17 protein-coding genes and 1 other RNA gene are annotated in these 16431 nt (G+C 25.2%); 7 read left to right on the top strand and 11 right to left on the bottom strand.

Translation table 11 applies throughout. The features are described from left to right. Window positions 1-132: 132 nt before the first annotated feature. Entirely contained in the window at window positions 133-678 is a 546-nt protein-coding gene (smrB, locus tag BUCISPPA3004_RS00345) for an endonuclease SmrB (protein WP_154048771.1), read from the bottom strand. 287 nt (window positions 679-965) lie between these two features. Between smrB and aroC the strand changes: the two genes are divergently transcribed. Both aroC and dapA read left to right on the top strand, forming a co-directional pair. Further along, window positions 966-2027, top strand: a complete 1062-nt coding sequence (gene aroC / locus BUCISPPA3004_RS00340) for a chorismate synthase (protein WP_154048770.1) — start codon at window positions 966-968, stop codon at window positions 2025-2027. Between the two features lie 391 nt (window positions 2028-2418). Further along, a complete protein-coding gene (dapA, locus tag BUCISPPA3004_RS00335) occupies window positions 2419-3294 on the top strand; it encodes a 4-hydroxy-tetrahydrodipicolinate synthase (RefSeq protein ID WP_154048769.1) in 876 nt (291 codons plus the stop codon). A 255-nt stretch (window positions 3295-3549) separates the two neighbouring features. On the opposite strand, the gene dapE is transcribed toward dapA, so the two are convergent. The 4 genes from dapE to BUCISPPA3004_RS00315 form a co-directional block, all read right to left on the bottom strand. Continuing rightward, the gene (gene dapE / locus BUCISPPA3004_RS00330; RefSeq protein WP_154048768.1) at window positions 3550-4680 is read right to left on the bottom strand and encodes a succinyl-diaminopimelate desuccinylase; all 1131 of its coding nucleotides are present in this window, start codon (window positions 4678-4680) and stop codon (window positions 3550-3552) included. A gap of 109 nt (window positions 4681-4789) precedes the next feature. Further along, window positions 4790-6787 carry a transketolase gene (gene tkt / locus BUCISPPA3004_RS00325; RefSeq protein ID WP_154048767.1) on the bottom strand — a complete coding sequence of 666 codons (1998 nt, stop codon included), beginning with the start codon at window positions 6785-6787 and terminating at the stop codon, window positions 4790-4792. Between the two features lie 76 nt (window positions 6788-6863). Continuing rightward, window positions 6864-7820 carry a transaldolase gene (gene tal / locus BUCISPPA3004_RS00320; protein ID WP_154048766.1) on the bottom strand — a complete coding sequence of 319 codons (957 nt, stop codon included), beginning with the start codon at window positions 7818-7820 and terminating at the stop codon, window positions 6864-6866. 227 nt (window positions 7821-8047) lie between these two features. Next, complete coding sequence (locus BUCISPPA3004_RS00315; RefSeq protein WP_154048765.1) at window positions 8048-9265, bottom strand: beta-ketoacyl synthase N-terminal-like domain-containing protein; 1218 nt, start codon at window positions 9263-9265, stop codon at window positions 8048-8050. Between the two features lie 332 nt (window positions 9266-9597). Here BUCISPPA3004_RS00315 and rsmI point away from each other — a divergent pair, with 332 nt between their 5' ends. Beyond that, window positions 9598-10434: a 16S rRNA (cytidine(1402)-2'-O)-methyltransferase gene (gene rsmI / locus BUCISPPA3004_RS00310; RefSeq protein WP_154048764.1), complete on the top strand. Its 837-nt coding sequence runs from the start codon at window positions 9598-9600 to the stop codon at window positions 10432-10434. After that, an RNA gene (gene rnpB / locus BUCISPPA3004_RS00305) (RNase P RNA component class A) lies at window positions 10423-10808 on the top strand. The genes rsmI and rnpB overlap by 12 nt, the downstream gene beginning before the upstream one ends. 19 nt (window positions 10809-10827) lie before the next feature. On the opposite strand, the gene BUCISPPA3004_RS00300 is transcribed toward rnpB, so the two are convergent. Continuing rightward, on the bottom strand, window positions 10828-12177 hold the full coding sequence (locus BUCISPPA3004_RS00300; protein ID WP_154048763.1) for a metallopeptidase TldD-related protein: 1350 nt from the start codon (window positions 12175-12177) through the stop codon (window positions 10828-10830). Between the two features lie 279 nt (window positions 12178-12456). On the opposite strand from BUCISPPA3004_RS00300, the gene ppa reads away from it, so the two are divergent. From ppa to rpmG, 3 genes are all read left to right on the top strand, one after another. Then, window positions 12457-12990 carry an inorganic diphosphatase gene (ppa, locus tag BUCISPPA3004_RS00295; protein ID WP_154048762.1) on the top strand — a complete coding sequence of 178 codons (534 nt, stop codon included), beginning with the start codon at window positions 12457-12459 and terminating at the stop codon, window positions 12988-12990. 102 nt (window positions 12991-13092) lie between these two features. Then, the gene (gene rpmB, locus BUCISPPA3004_RS00290; RefSeq protein WP_154048761.1) at window positions 13093-13314 is read left to right on the top strand and encodes a 50S ribosomal protein L28; all 222 of its coding nucleotides are present in this window, start codon (window positions 13093-13095) and stop codon (window positions 13312-13314) included. Window positions 13315-13322: 8 nt separating this feature from the next. After that, window positions 13323-13490: a 50S ribosomal protein L33 gene (rpmG, locus tag BUCISPPA3004_RS00285; RefSeq protein ID WP_154048760.1), complete on the top strand. Its 168-nt coding sequence runs from the start codon at window positions 13323-13325 to the stop codon at window positions 13488-13490. 177 nt (window positions 13491-13667) lie between these two features. Here rpmG and BUCISPPA3004_RS00280 read toward each other — a convergent pair whose 3' ends face one another. From BUCISPPA3004_RS00280 to fliN, 5 genes are read right to left on the bottom strand one after another with little or no spacing between them, the layout of a single operon-like run. Next, window positions 13668-14426, bottom strand: coding sequence for a flagellar biosynthetic protein FliR (locus BUCISPPA3004_RS00280; RefSeq protein ID WP_269471935.1), 759 nt, complete (start codon window positions 14424-14426; stop codon window positions 13668-13670). Between the two features lie 41 nt (window positions 14427-14467). Further along, window positions 14468-14734, bottom strand: coding sequence for a flagellar biosynthesis protein FliQ (fliQ, locus tag BUCISPPA3004_RS00275; RefSeq protein WP_154048758.1), 267 nt, complete (start codon window positions 14732-14734; stop codon window positions 14468-14470). Window positions 14735-14770: 36 nt separating this feature from the next. Next, window positions 14771-15505: a flagellar type III secretion system pore protein FliP gene (gene fliP / locus BUCISPPA3004_RS00270; protein WP_154048757.1), complete on the bottom strand. Its 735-nt coding sequence runs from the start codon at window positions 15503-15505 to the stop codon at window positions 14771-14773. Window positions 15506-15512: 7 nt separating this feature from the next. Then, a complete protein-coding gene (locus BUCISPPA3004_RS00265) occupies window positions 15513-15914 on the bottom strand; it encodes a hypothetical protein (protein WP_154048756.1) in 402 nt (133 codons plus the stop codon). Between the two features lie 35 nt (window positions 15915-15949). Next, window positions 15950-16342 carry a flagellar motor switch protein FliN gene (gene fliN, locus BUCISPPA3004_RS00260; RefSeq protein ID WP_154048755.1) on the bottom strand — a complete coding sequence of 131 codons (393 nt, stop codon included), beginning with the start codon at window positions 16340-16342 and terminating at the stop codon, window positions 15950-15952. Window positions 16343-16431 lie beyond the last annotated feature (89 nt).

The raw sequence follows: 16431 nt of genomic DNA, 5'->3' as shown, positions 1-16431 counted from the left end.
ATAAAATTATCAAAAATATAATATATAATTTCAAATTTATAAAAATATATATAAAATTATATAACATAAAAGTTTTATAATTTTACTTATATTTATAATTATATAATAATCATAATATAAATTCCATATTTACTATTCACAATCATTCTTGATAAAAATTAAGATAGCAGCATCATGTCCAAAAAATCTAGGAGCTTGATGAAAAGCCAGTACGTCAGGATGTTTTGATAACCAAAAAGGTATATTCTTTTTTAATATTTTTTTACCATATCCGTGAAGTATACTGGCGCAAAAAAATTTTTTTTGATGACAAATTGCAATTAATACTCCTAATTCTTTTTTCGCTTGATATAAATTCATACCATGCAAATCCAAAGTAATTTCAGGTCGATATTCTCCTCTTTTTAATTTTTTAAGATCCAAATTATAGCTGATATTGCGAACAAAACAAATAGGATCATTGGTTACAGAACAACATGAATTTTCATCATCAACTACATGTCTAAAATAATAACTATGTGCATCTTGTGTTACAATATCTTTAATATATAAATTGTATTTATTATCATCTTGTACATTTACGTGATAGATTTTATCTTGTATAATTTTTTTTACGCCTTTCATGTAATATAAAAAAGTTTCTTTTTCGTTTACATTAGTTATATTATTTTTTTTCATAACCATACCTTCTATAATATTTAATTATACTAATAGATACTGAAATCTATATAATTATATAAAATAATGATATCATTTAATAATAATTAAATAAAATATATAGTTTTTTAAAAATGATAGTTTATACATTAATTTCTTTTAATAATTATTAATCCTAAAAAAAATCATTTAACTATCTCGCACAATACATAATATTACTAGTTATATATTTATTTTAAAAAAATATTTTTATAAAACAATTATATACATTAAAAAATCCATTTTCTTTTATAAAATACGAGGTTTACATGGCTGGAAACACAATCGGAAAATTATTTACAGTTACAACTTGCGGAGAATCACATGGACCGATGTTAGCTGGAATTATTGACGGCGTTCCTCCAGGATTTTCTTTAAAAAATAGTGATATACAGTACGAACTAAATAGAAGAAGACCGGGTTTCTCTCCTTTTACTACACAACGTCGAGAAAATGACATAATTGAAATTTTTTCAGGTATTTTCCAAGGAAAAACAACTGGAACTAGTATTGGAATAGCAATAAAAAATACAGATACTCGATCACAAGATTATTCTGATATTAAGAACATATATCGTCCTAACCATGCCGATTTTACATATGATAAAAAATACGGAATTAGAGATTATAGAGGAGGAGGTAGATCATCTGCACGAGAAACAGTTATTCGTGTAGCAGCAGGAGCAATTGCAAAAAAATATTTAAAACTAAAGTATAATATAATTATTCGAGGATATTTATCTCAATTAGGACCTATTCATTGCCCTTTTGATTCATGGAAAGAAGTAGAAAATAATTCTTTTTTTTGTAGTAATTCTCGAAAAACAAATGAACTAATCCAGTATATGAAAGAATTAAAAAAATCTGGAAATTCTATTGGAGCTAAAATTATGATTATTGCCGAAAATGTTCCCATTGGTTTAGGAGAACCTGTTTTTGATCGATTAGATGCAGACATTGCGCATGCTATCATGAGTATCAATGCGGCTAAATCAGTTGAAATAGGAGATGGTATTCAAGTAGTTGAACAAACAGGAGATATGCATCGAGACGAAATTTTACCAAATGGATTTACTAGTAACCATTCAGGAGGAATTTTAGGAGGAATTAGCAACGGAGATAAAATCATAATTCAAGCAGCATTCAAGCCAACATCAAGCATTAGAATACCTGGAAAAACTATTAATATCCAAGGAAAAGAAACTTCTATTATAACAAAAGGCAGACATGATCCTTGTGTAGGTATACGAGCTGTTCCTATTGCAGAAGCTATGCTTGCTATTACATTAATGGATCATGTTTTACGCTTTCGTGCTCAATGTGGTAAATAAGATTTATTGATATAAAAAAATAGAAAAATACTAATTATCCATAATAAAATTATACTTTTATTGATTAAAATTATATAATTGCATGATGTTTAAAACAGATAAAAAATATATACATTAAAGTTAGACAAAATATATCATTTAATATATACAAAAATACTACAATTTTTGTTACTACTTTTGTCTAAAAAGATATTATGAATAATAACTCAAAAAAAATCATAAAAAATATTTAATATTCTTATTTGTATAAAATACTTATATTTTCGTACCATATATTACTTTAAAATATTATTTTCTTTAACAATTAAAATATAAAAATATTATTCACGTTAATCAATCATCATAACCGTATTAAAATACACATATTCTTGTTTTAACAAGGAATCATAACATGTTTAAAGGAAGTATTGTTGCTCTTATTACACCTATGGATGATAAAGGAAATATCTGTAAAAAAAGTTTAAAAAAATTAATTCAGTATCATATTAAAAATAAAACTAATGCAATAGTTTCAGTGGGCACAACAGGAGAATCGGCTACACTGAATAAAAATGAGCATACAAATGTTATTATGAATACTTTAGAATTTGCAGATGAAAAAATACCTATAATAGCCGGAACAGGATCAAATGCTACCGCAGAAAGCATCATATTAACTAAAAAACTTGAAAAATCAGGTATTTCTGGATGTTTAAATGTTACGCCTTATTATAATCGACCTACACAGCAAGGATTATACCTTCACTTTAAAGCAATTTCAGAAAGTACCTATTTACCTCAAATATTATATAATGTACCAAATCGTACAGGATGCGACTTATTACCACAAACAATTGCTCAATTATCGAAATTAAAAAACATAATTGGATTAAAAGATGCTTCGGGAGATTTATCTAGAGTCAGTATGATTAAACAACTAGTTAAAAATGATTTTCTTTTAATTAGTGGAGACGATGCAACTGCATTAGATTTTATTCAATTAGGAGGAATAGGAGTAATTTCTGTAACCGCTAATATTGCAGCAGAATATATGTATAAGATGTGCAAACTAGCTTTACAAGGCGATTTTACAAATGCTAGAAAAATAAATTCTAGATTAAATATTTTACATCATTTATTATTTCAAGAAACAAACCCTATACCCATAAAATGGGCCGCTAAATATATTGGTTTAATAGAATATAATTCATTAAGATTACCTATGACAACCTTGTTACAGGAAAATAAAAAAATTTTAAAAAAAGCTATTCAATCAATACTTTTATAAACATAAAAAATATATCAAAATCATTAAACTGATACCACAAAAATCTTACTTAATTTAAATGACATATGATACTAAAATATCAATAAACATATAAAAGAATACTATTATATATAAAATATATTGTATGTGCATTTATGCAATGATAAAATTCATATTTATCATTGCATAAATTATATAAAATTATTTTGTAAAAATAAATAACAATCTTTAATTACAAAAATATATATAATGTATATATTGTTTTAATATAAAAAATTATAAAAACAAAGCATTTAAAACATCATAATAAATATTTTGTAATTGTAATAAATCCAAAATATTTACACATTCATTTATTTGATGGATGGTAGAACTTAATAAACCAAATTCTACTATTTCATCAGATAAATCAAAAAGAAATCTACCATCTGAAGTGCCCCCATTTGTTTTAATAACAGGAGTAATCCCAGTATTATTGTATATACTAGTCATTAAAATACGGCATAAATTATTGGGTACAGAAAGAAAAGGTTTAGCATAACATTTCCAAGAAATAGAATGTTGCAGTGAATGTTTAATAAGTAATTTATTAATTATGTTTATGATTGTTTTTTCGTCTACTAAAGGACTAAACCGTATGTTAAAAAATACGTTCAATTCTCCTGGTATCATGTTAGTAGTATAATTTTTTCCTGAAAATATTTTTGAAATTTGAAGTTTAGTCGGTTCAAAAAAATCATTTCCTTTGTCAAAGGATAAAGTAGATAGTTCTGCTAAAAACAAAGCAGAGTAGTGGATAGGGTTATAGGCTAAATTAGGATAAGCTACATGACCTTGCTTACCATATATTTTTAATTCAGCTGATAAAGAACCTCGACGACCATTTTTTATACAATCTCCTAAAACTTTTTCGCTCGTAGGTTCTCCAACTAAACAATAATTAATTCTTTCATTTCTTTGTTTTAATATTGCAGCAACTTTCTTAATTCCATTTTTACCTGTTGATTCTTCATCAGAAGTGATTAAAAAAGATATACGACCATTATGATTAGGATTCTTATTTAAGAAATTTTCTACTGCTATTAACATAGCGGCAATTGAACCTTTCATATCTACTGATCCTCTACCAAACAACACACCATTTTTTATGGTAGACACAAAAGGAGGAGTTGTCCAATTCAATAAATTTCCAGCAGGTACAACATCTGTATGTCCCAAGAAGGTAATAGATTTTCCAAAACCTTTCCATGCCCAAAAATTATTCGTATCATTAAAGTTCATTTTTTCAATAAAAAAACCATATGATTGTAATCTCTGTATTAATATTTCTTGACAGCCAAGATCCCGCGGACTAATCGAAGGTATATTTATTAATTGTTGAGCAAGATTAAGTACTTTGGTACACATACCATATCCTAATATGATTTTATATAATAAAACATTTTAAAATTCTCAAAAAAAAATTATCATTAACATAACAATATAAAAGTATCAAAAATAAATAAAAAAATTAATCTTATGAAACAAAAAAATTCTCTTTAATTCGATCTACTATTTTATTGACTGTAAAACCAAATATATCAAATACATGGGTACCTGGTCCTGATTCTCCAAACTTATCAATACCTATTTTTAAACCTTCTATTCCTACATATTTATACCAATAAGTACTAATTCCTGCCTCAATAGATACTCGATGTATAATTTTTTTAGGTAATACTGATTCACGATACATTGTATCTTGATTATCAAAACAATCCGTAGAAACCATAGATACTACCCTAACATGATAACCTAAAGTATACATTTTTTTAGCAACACCAATAGACAAAGGTATCTCTGAACCAGTAGAAATAATAATGATACTAATTTTATCACCAAATTCTCTTAAAATATATCCACCTTTAAATATATTTTTTATTTGATTCTTTGTTCTTGTAAATTGTGTTATATTTTGACGCGATAATATTAAAGCAGTAGGACCTTCTTTTCTATTTAAACCATAAAACCAAGCAGTTGCTGTTTCTAGAGAATCACAAGGTCTCCACACACTTAAATTAGGTATTCCTCTTAACATAGCGATATGTTCAATAGGTTGATGGGTTGGTCCGTCTTCTCCTAAACCAATAGAATCATGAGTATAAACAAAAATTTGTCGTGTTTTCATTAAAGCTGCCATGCGAACTGCACTACGCGCATAATCTGCAAAAACTAAAAAAGTACCCGTATATGGAATAAAACCACCATGATGATAAATTCCGTTAGCTATTGCTGTCATACCAAATTCTCTGACACCATAATGAATATAATTACCAGTATTATTTTTATTTACAGACCTAGATCCTGACCAAATAGTTAAATTACTAGGAGCTAAATCAGCAGAACCGCCTATTAATTCAGGTAAAAAAGGACCGAAATATTCTAGAGTTTTTTGCGAAGCTTCACGAGTAGAAATATCTTTAGGTAAACTATTCATTTTTAACAAAAATTTTTGCAAAAAAACATTTAAATCATATGGTAATTTTTGTTTTATACGACGTTTATACTCTATATATAATTCTGGATACTTTATGGAATAATTTTTTAATATATTTTTCCATGATTTTTCAGCCAAATTTCCTGATTTGACAGCATTCCAAGCAGAATATATATGCTGAGGAATATAGAAAGGATCATAAGACCAATTTAAATATGTACGAGTTAAAGAAGTCTCTTCATCTCCCAAAGGGGCTCCATGTACACTTGACTTGCCAGATTTATTAGGAGAGCCAAATCCAATAATTGTATTACAAATAATTAATGATGGCTGAATAGTATTTTTTTTAGCATTTTTTATTGAGTAAATAATTTCTTCTGAATCATGACCGTTTATTTCTATAACATGCCAGTTATATGACAAAAAACGTTTTTTTGTATTATCCGTGAACCATTCAGATGTTTCACCATCAATAGAGATACCATTTTTATCATAAAATACAATTAATTTACCTAACTTTAAAGTACCTGCTAATGAACATGCCTCATGAGAAATACCCTCCATAAGACACCCATCTCCAACAAAAATCCATGTAAAATGATCTACAATATTAAATGTTTCTCTATTAAAATATTGTGCTAATAATTTTTCAGCAAGGGCCATACCAATACCCATAGCTAATCCTTGTCCTAGAGGACCAGTAGTAACTTCTACTCCTGGAGTACAATATATTTCTGGATGACCAGGTGTTTTAGAAAAACATTGTCTAAAATTTTTTAAATCATCTATAGAAATATTATATCCTGATAAATGTAATAAACTATATAATAACATAGAAGCATGACCATTGGATAACACAAATCTATCTCTATTTTCCCACAAGGGATTATTAGGATTGTGTTTTAAAAAATCACGCCATAAAACTTCAGCAATGTCTGCCATTCCCATAGGAGCTCCAGGATGACCAGATTGTGCTTTTTGAATAGCATCAATACTCAAAATTCGTATTGCATTCGATAATTCTTTTCGTGATAACATGTATATTCCTTTTAAGATATATTTTTTAAAATATAAAAATATCAAAAAATCATTTTTTTAATAAAAAACAAGAAAATTAAAAAACACTTAACAAAAATTTCTCTAATGCTATTTGATCATAACTAAATTGTCGAATGCCTTCAGATAATTTTTCTACAGCCATGGCATCTTGATTATGTAAGAATCTAAATTCAGACTCTGATAAAGGTATTGGCTTAGATGAAATAGTAGAAATTTTATTAATATCTAATTTTCTATTAAATTTACATGTTTGATTTTTTAACACATTCAACAAATCAGGAGATATCGTAATACGATCACATCCTGATAATTCTAAAATCTGTTCTACTTTTCTGAAACTAGCACTCATAATAATAGTTTTATACATATATTTTTTATAGTAAAAAAAAATTTTTTTTACAGCTAAAACTCCTGGATCAGAATCAGAAAAATATGGATTATCTATGTTGTTCTTTTGATACCAATCATAAATTCTACCAACAAAAGGAGAAATCAAAAAAACATCAGCATCAGCACACGCACGAGCTTGCGCAAAAGAAAATAAAAGAGTCAAATTACACAAAATACCTAATTTTTTTAATTTATAAGCAGCCTGAATACATTCCCATGTAGCCGCTAGTTTAATTAAAACTCGCGAGGTATCAATGTTTTGTTCTCGATATAAATCGATTAATTTAATAGCTCTTGTAACACATTTACTAGTATTAAATGATAATCTTGCATCAATTTCTGTAGATATATATCCTGGAATATATTTTAAAATTTCTTTACCAAATCCTACGGAAACCATGTCACTAGCATTCTTTAATTGGTGTGATTGTGATCCTCCTATCTCTTTAGCATATTGAACCGCTTTATTAACGATAGATTCATATTTTTTTGATAAAACACTTTTTAAAATTAATGTTGGATTAGTAGTTGCATCTTGCGGTCTATATTGAGCAATACATTCAATATCTCCGCTATCTACAACTACAGTGGAGTATCTTTTTAAACATTCTAATTGATTCATATATAAAATCTCATAATATAAACATATAAAAATAATAATATATATACAAGTATAAGTAATAATATAATTATTATAAAAGTTTAATAAAATTTATAGTGCATAAAAGTAATATAAATATATTAATTATATAATATCATAATAATGTCTTAATTTACTAAAACTATAAAATAGTATTATAAAATAAAGAAATATTAAAATAAACTTTTAAATAAAACAAAAAATAAATTTTAACAATATTTTTTTATCACTAAACTAGCATTAGTGCCACCAAATCCAAAACTATTAGACATAGCAACATTAATAACAGCATTGATAACATTTTTTACTATATTCATGCCGTTAGCAGATAAATCTAACTCATCTATATTGATACTAGGAGCAATAAAATTATGTTTTAACATTAATATAGTATAAATAATTTCTTGAACTCCTGAAGCACCTAAAGAATGACCTGTAATAGACTTAGTTGATGATATATATGGATCTACCTTTGAAATATTAAAAACTTTTTTTATAGCATGTAATTCTGTACTATCACCAATTTTAGTAGAAGTACCGTGAGCATTAATATAATCAACAGAATTAATAATATCTCGTGTAGCATATTCCATGCAACGCACAAAACCTTCTCCTGAAGGAAGTACTATACTATAACCGTCACTAGTAGCTCCATATCCGACTACTTCAGCATATATTTTAGCATTTCTTGATAAAGCAATACTTAATTCCTCTAAAACAAGAATACCGCTACCTCCCGAAATAACAAATCCATCGCGATTTTTGTCAAATGCTCTAGAAGAACGTTCAGGCGTGTTATTAAAATGTGTAGATAAAGTTCTCATGGAATCAAATTGACATGCTAATTCAACACTTAATTCTTCTCCTCCACCCGCAAAAATCATATCTTGTTTACCAGAAGAAATCAATTCGTATGCATGACCAATACAATGAGAGGAAGTAGAACATGCTGAACTAACAGAATAACTAACACCGTGAATTTTAAAAAGAGCTCCTAAACAAGCAGAAATAGAAGATGGCATATTTTTAATAGCAAAATATGGACTAACTTTACTAGTTTTATTTTTTTGTTTATTCAATAAAGGTGTATAACATTGAGCAGGTCCACTTCCAGATCCTATAATAATACCTACTCTAGGATTTTTCATGTATATTTCAGGATATAAATTACTATCCTCAATAGCATCTTTAAAAGATAAATAAGAATACATGGTCGCAGGATTCATAAATCGTAACCACCTAGAAGGTATTTCTTTTATTCTCTCTAGAGAGAGATTACCCCAAACTGTGCTGTGTAAACCAAATTGTTTCATTTTTTGAGAAAAAACTATACCAGAAATACCATTTTTTAAAGATTTCACAATATCTTGTTCTGTAGTACCAATACTTGAAATAATTCCAAAACCTGTAATAACTGTTCTTTTCAATAGTTAAACCCTTAAATATACTTAATAAAAATTAAAAAACTATCTATATCATTATGATATAAAATACAGGTATAATTAACTATTCAAATAAATTATTTAAAATATTAAAATATATATAATTCAATTAATAAAATTTTTATTTGTAATAAATCATGATATTATTATATAATAAAAATATAATTAATAAATTACAATTATAATATAAATAATTATAATCTAAAAATAATATTTATTTTTATTTAAAAATAATACTCAGTTGCATGTAAAAAAATCAAAAACATATAACAAGAGAAAAATACCAATATGTATAAAAAAAAAACAAAACAGGTTTATTGTACATTGTACCGACACCTATTGGAAATTTGCTAGATATTACATATCGTTCTATTAATATATTAAAAAAAGTAGATTATATTATTACAGAAAATATAAAACATACATCAATATTATTAAAAAAATTTTCAATCATAAAAATTTTATTATCATTAAATACATGCAACGAAAACGAAAAAACTAAAAAATATATAAGCATGTTAAAATCTGGTAATAACGTTGCACTAGTATCTAAAGCAGGAACCCCTGTTATTAATGATCCTGGATATTTGTTAATAAAAGAATCTTATCATCAAAAAATTCGTGTAGTACCATTACCTGGAGCCTGTGCAGCTATTACAGCTCTTAGTGCATCAGGATTTAAAACTCATCAATTTTGTTATGAAGGTTTTTTACCTAACACAAAAATTGCGTGTAAAAAAAAATTATCTTCTTTATGTCATGAAAAAAGAACAATTATTTTATACGAATCTCCAAAAAGATTAATAAAAACTATGAAATTAATAAAAAAAATCATGGGTGAACATCGAAAAATTACAATTGCTAAAGAAATGACAAAAACATGGGAAAATATTCAACGTGGTACTGTTAAAAAATTGTTACCTAAAATTAAAAATGAAATAAATTGGAAAAAGGGAGAGATTACTATTATTATTAATGGATCAAATCCTATAATATCTAATATTATATCAAAAAGAGTATTTAAAACATTTTACATTCTAGAAAAAATCATGCAGAAAAGTACGGCAATAAAAATTACTGCAAAAATATGTGGATTTAATAAAAATATTTTATATAATACTATTATCAAAAAAAAATTACATGAAGTTGATTGAACAGTCGCTGTTTAAGCTTACATAATTAACAGAGGAAAGTCCGGGCTCCTTAGGGTATGGTGCCAGGTAACACCTGGGAAGAGTGATCTTACGACCAGTGCAACAGAAAAAAAACTACCAAATATAAAAATATTATATAAATATTAAATATTTTTAAAATATTTAAAATAGGTACAGGTGAAATGGTGCGGTAAAAGCGCACCGCAAAATTGGTAACAATTTTGGCTCGGTAAACTTCCACCAGGAGCAAGGTCAAGTAGAAGAGTGCGACCCGCACATTACTTCGGGTAGACTGCTTTTGAATTAATAAGAAATTATTAATCTAGATAAATGACTGTTTTTAACAGAACCCGGCTTATAAATCAACTTCATGCAAAAATACATATTTGTTTCTCAAAAACCTGAAATTTGTACTTTATCAATTAATATTGATGCACACTGAATTGAGTTATTTGAATTAATATCATTTGCTAAAGTTATCATGTTATTCCACATATTTAACAAATTACCAGAAATAGTAACACCATGCACTGGATATTTTATTTTTCCATGATCTATCCAAAAACCACACGCACCTCTAGAATAATCTCCAGTTACTATATTTACACCATCTCCAAATAACTCTGTTACCAAAAAACCTGTATGCATTAAATCTAGAATTTGATTGAATGATTGAATAACCTTTCTTTTAGTTGATATCAACCAATTATATATTCCTCCAGAATGTCCAGTAGTTAGCATATTTAAACGATTAGCTGAATATGTATCTAATAACCAAGTTTTTAACACTCCATTATCAATAATTTTTCTAGAAATAGTAGCTATACCTTCATTATCAAACAAATTAGATGCTAAACCCTTATCTAAAAATGGATTTTCAAAGACGTTTAACCAGGTAGGAAAAATTTGTTTATCCATATAATTTAATAAAAATGTTGATTTTTTATATACTGCATATCCATTAATAGCACGCTTCAAATCAATAAATAACTCATATGAAATATCTGATTTAATAATAATAGGAGAAATTTGTGTTGCAATTTTTTTTGAATTTAATTTTGCAATACTTTTTTGAGCACTACTCTTTCCAATCTGCTCTGGTTTGTCTAAATCCTTAAAATCTCTTGCAGTGGTGTAACTAAAATCTCTTTCCATACAACCTTGACTACTGGCAACAACACAACTAGATAAGTAATATCGTGTAGACATTTTTGTTCCAATCCAATCACAACTATTACCTAAAATTTTTAAATCAACAAAATATTCAAAAACAGATCCTTCAGTACTAGTAATTTTAGAATCAAAATTTAAAGCATAAAAATCAGTAATATTGACTAAATTCTTAATTTCCTTTAGACTGAATAACTTGGGAAAAAATGTACTGATTGTTTTATTATTCTTATATAATAAATTTATATCTGGAAATATTAGATATTTATCAACATCTATATATTTAGACATAACAACTGATTTATCAATAGATTTACAAATTCCTGAAATAGATATATCATTAGAAAAAACAGAAGACCGACGACAATTATTATAAACTGTAACTACATGATTCGTACAATTAGATGATTCAATATCATCTATAGTACCATATCTACTAGATATAGAAATACAGTATGTTTTTTTTATCTCAATAATACCAAAAGTAGACTTTTTTTTTAAAAATAATAAAACATGTTGCATATTATGCATTAAAAATTTTAAATCTTTTTGTAAATTATGAAAAAATAACATTAATATATCCTTAATAAAAATTCATATATTATCTACATGATATATATTATATCAATAATTTTTATTGCAAAACTAAAATCTACTCTATATATTTTACAAAATAATTTAATAATAAAAATATTGAAAATATTCAATATATATTAACATATCTTTAAAAAACATTAATTACATTAAAATTTCTAAATATATTTATTTACAGGCTTAATTGATAAAAAAGTCATTCTATTAATCTCTTAATTAATATAAATAATTATTTATTCTTATAATTATGGTAAAAATATGAAAAATTTTTCTCAAATTCCAGCAGGAAAAAATATACCTTACGATATATATGGAATTATAGAGATTCCTGCTTATTCTAATCCTGTAAAATATGAATTACATAAATCTTTTAACGCACTATATGTAGACAGATTTATACCTACAGCTATGTTTTATCCGTGTAATTATGGATTTATAAATCAAACTTTATCGTTAGATGGTGATCCATTAGATATTTTAATTCCTACTCCATATCCTCTACAACCAAAATCCATCATCCGTTGTAGACCTATTGGATTATTAAGTATGGAAGATGAGCAAGGAATAGATACAAAAATCTTAGCAGTTCCACATAAAAAAACTACACAAGAATACATTGAAATTAATAATATTAATCAACTATCAAAATTATTAAAAAAACAAATCATTCATTTTTTTAATAACTACAAAAATCTAGAAAAAAACAAATCTGTGCAAATTCAAGGGTGGAAAAATGTTGAATTTGCTTATCAAGAAATTAATAGTTCAGTTGCAAGATACCATAAAAAATAAATTAAAATATACAATATATAAAAATTTTAATATTTTTATTTTAAATAAAATATTGATTTGAACACATAACAATAATTATTGTAACTATTTGGAATAACCATTATGTCAAAAATATGCCAAGTGACTAAAAAAAAATCCATGTTAGGACAAAATCGTTCTCATGCCATGAATGCAACTAAAAGAAAATTTTCGCTTAATATACAATACCATAAATTTTGGTTACCAAAAGAAAAAAAAAAGATAAAAATACGAATATCTGCAAAAGGATTAAGAATGATAAATAAATTTGGAATTGAAAAAATATACAAAAAATATATTATATAGGTAAAAATATGGCTAAATCTAATAGAATTAAAATAAAACTAATGTCTACTAGTAAAAGTAAACACTTTTACACGACGACTAAAAACAAAAGAAATACAACGAGTAGATTGAAATTAAAAAAATATGATCCTATTTATGGAAAACATGTTATGTACGAAGAAAAAAAAATCAACTAAAATTTTAAAATATTTGTAATAAAAATACATGTTATACGTATTTACCGGAGATCTACTGCAGATCTCCAATAAACTATATTATATTAATATTTTCATATTTACTTTTAAAAAATATAAAAATAATTTATATATAATAATTAAAATACTTAAAATAAAAATATATATTAATGATAAAAATCATCGACGATGTAATAATCCTATTATATATATTTTTAAATAATAAAAAAAATTTTTTACTAAAATCGTACTAATCCAATAAAATCGAAAAATAAAATATTTAAACAAAATTAAACCAAAAATAAAAACAATAACCGAAAAAGAAGAAAATAATGATATATTAGGTAAAATTCTATTCAATAGCATACATGCTATATATAAAATCAAAAAAAAAAACAAAATTGGTAAAACACAATATACTCCATTTATAAAAATTAAATTAGAAAAATTAATAATAGATAAACAAATATTTCTATATATAGAAATACCGTTTAACGGAAATACACTAAAACTATTAATTATAAAAACAATAAACCTTAAATGTCCATTATTTATAAAAAATAGAAATAAAAAAAAAATACTTAATAATTGTGAAAAAATTAAAGAATAAATGTGGTGCCCAAAATTAAAAAAAACAGAAAACGATAAACCAACTTGAGCACTAATAATTTCTCCTATAAAAATTATACAAGAAAATACACACTGAAACAACCATCCTATTATCATTCCTATTAATATTTGATTACATATTACTATAAAAAAATCTATATGATGTATATTACTGATATTATTTGTAGATACAAAAGGCATTAATAAATAACTTATCAAATAAATCAATAAAATTTTTATAGATAAATGTGTATCAGTGTAATGAAATACATTAGAATAAATAAGTATAAAAAAAATACGAATCATTATTAGTAATAGTGTACTACTCATATAAAAAACATGATGATTAAGTAATTGATTTATCATAATAATTAATTAACACTTGATATTATATGAAAAATATTTTTTATATACGTTAAAGTTAGTTGTAACATCCAAGGTCCAAAAAATATGCAAGAAATAATAACTGAAATTATTTTAGGTATAAATGACAGTGTTTGTTCGTTTATTTGTACAGATGTTTGAAAAATGTTAATTAATATGCCACTAAATAAAGCAGATAGCAAACATGGAGCAGATAATAATACTGCAAATTTAATAGAATCTTGAAACAAAGTACTTAAAAATTCTTGATCCATAATAACATCCATATAAATAAAAAAAAGAACAAATTTTTAAATAAAAAAACTTTTTGAAAGCGAAATAATCAATAATTTCCAACCATCTGATAAAACAAATAATATTAGTTTCAAAGGTAAAGAAATTGTAGATGGTGGAACCATCATCATACCTAAAGACATCAGAATACTAGCTACAACCAAGTCAATAATCACGAAAGGCAAAAAAACTGTAAAGCCAATTAGAAAAGCTGTTTTTAACTCGCTAATAACAAAAGCAGGTAATAGTACTCGTATAGGTATATTTTCTATATTTTTTGTTGGCGAAATTTTAGCTAAACGTAAAAAAACAGCAACATCAGATTTTCTCGTTTGTTTCATCATAAAACGTTGTAATGGTCTTATCGCTTTAGTTAATGCTACACTTATATTAATCTCATTTTTATAAAACGGTATAATCGCTTTTTTATATATTTTATCTAGTACTGGAGACATTACAAATAAAGTTAAAAATAAAGACAAGCCAATTAATATTTGATTTGGTGGAGAATAAGGAGTTCCTAATGCAGTTCTTAAAAAACCAAAAACAAGGATAATACGCGTAAAACAGGTCATCATTAATAGACATGCTGGAATAAAACTTAATAGTGTTAATATCATAGAAGACTGAATAGAAAAGTTCAATATATCAACTCCAGAGTTAATTATATTATTTATTGTATTATTCAAAATACCTTTAGTTAAAAAAATTGGGGCAATAGATAAGAAAGAAACTATATTTTTATATAACATAATAACCTCACCTAAACCAAAAGAATGTAGATTTTAATATATTTAACAGTTTTATATACCCTAAACAAGGTTTATTTTTTTTTAAAACAATTTCTTTACTATCTGGTAATATCTGAATAACACGAATAGAGTTTACTGTAATACTTAATAAAAATCTAAATTTTTCAACATGAAGTATACAAAGATATTGAGAAGGACTCAAATAGATTTTATCCGTTATATACATTCTATTTCTACAAGTATTTGCAAAATAAAATAATTTAATTTTTTTTAACAAAAAAACACCTAACATGAAAAGGAAAAAAAAAATACATAAATTACCAATTTTATCTGTGTAAGAAAGATAATTTATTGTTCCATGAAGTATATCATCAGTTAAACTTGATTGAATATAACTATATAATTTCATAAATTATCCACTTGATTAAAAAGTTTATGTTATAATTAATTTTGTAATAATTTGATTATACGAACACCATATTTATCATTATGAACTACTAGTTCTCCTACAGCAATTAAACACTTATTAGCATAAATATTTAATGGTTCATCTACTTTATCTTCTAACTCTAATACGGATCCACTAGATAATCTTAATAAATCTTTAATAGTAATTTTTTTTTTACTCAATTCTATAGTAATATTAACGGGAATCGACATAAAAGATAAATTATATGATGTAAGATCATCAATTATTTTTTTTTTATTATCTGTCAGATTAAAGTTTTTGCCATTAATATCTACAGTATCAGTTGTAGATATCTTATCTTTAGTATCAAGAAAATTTATTTTTTGTGTTATGTCATTATTTTTCAATTTTTCAAAACCATCTTGCATTATGATATCCTTAATAACAATTTTATAAATTTTTATTAAATAATTTTTTACAAATATTTAAAATATCTACATTTAAAATAAATTCTATT

It is taken from the genome of Buchnera aphidicola (Cinara splendens), from assembly GCF_900698975.1.
GTDB classification, from domain to species: Bacteria; Pseudomonadota; Gammaproteobacteria; order Enterobacterales; family Enterobacteriaceae; genus Buchnera_F; species Buchnera_F aphidicola_AI.
This window is presented reverse-complemented; position numbering and strand designations above follow the sequence as displayed.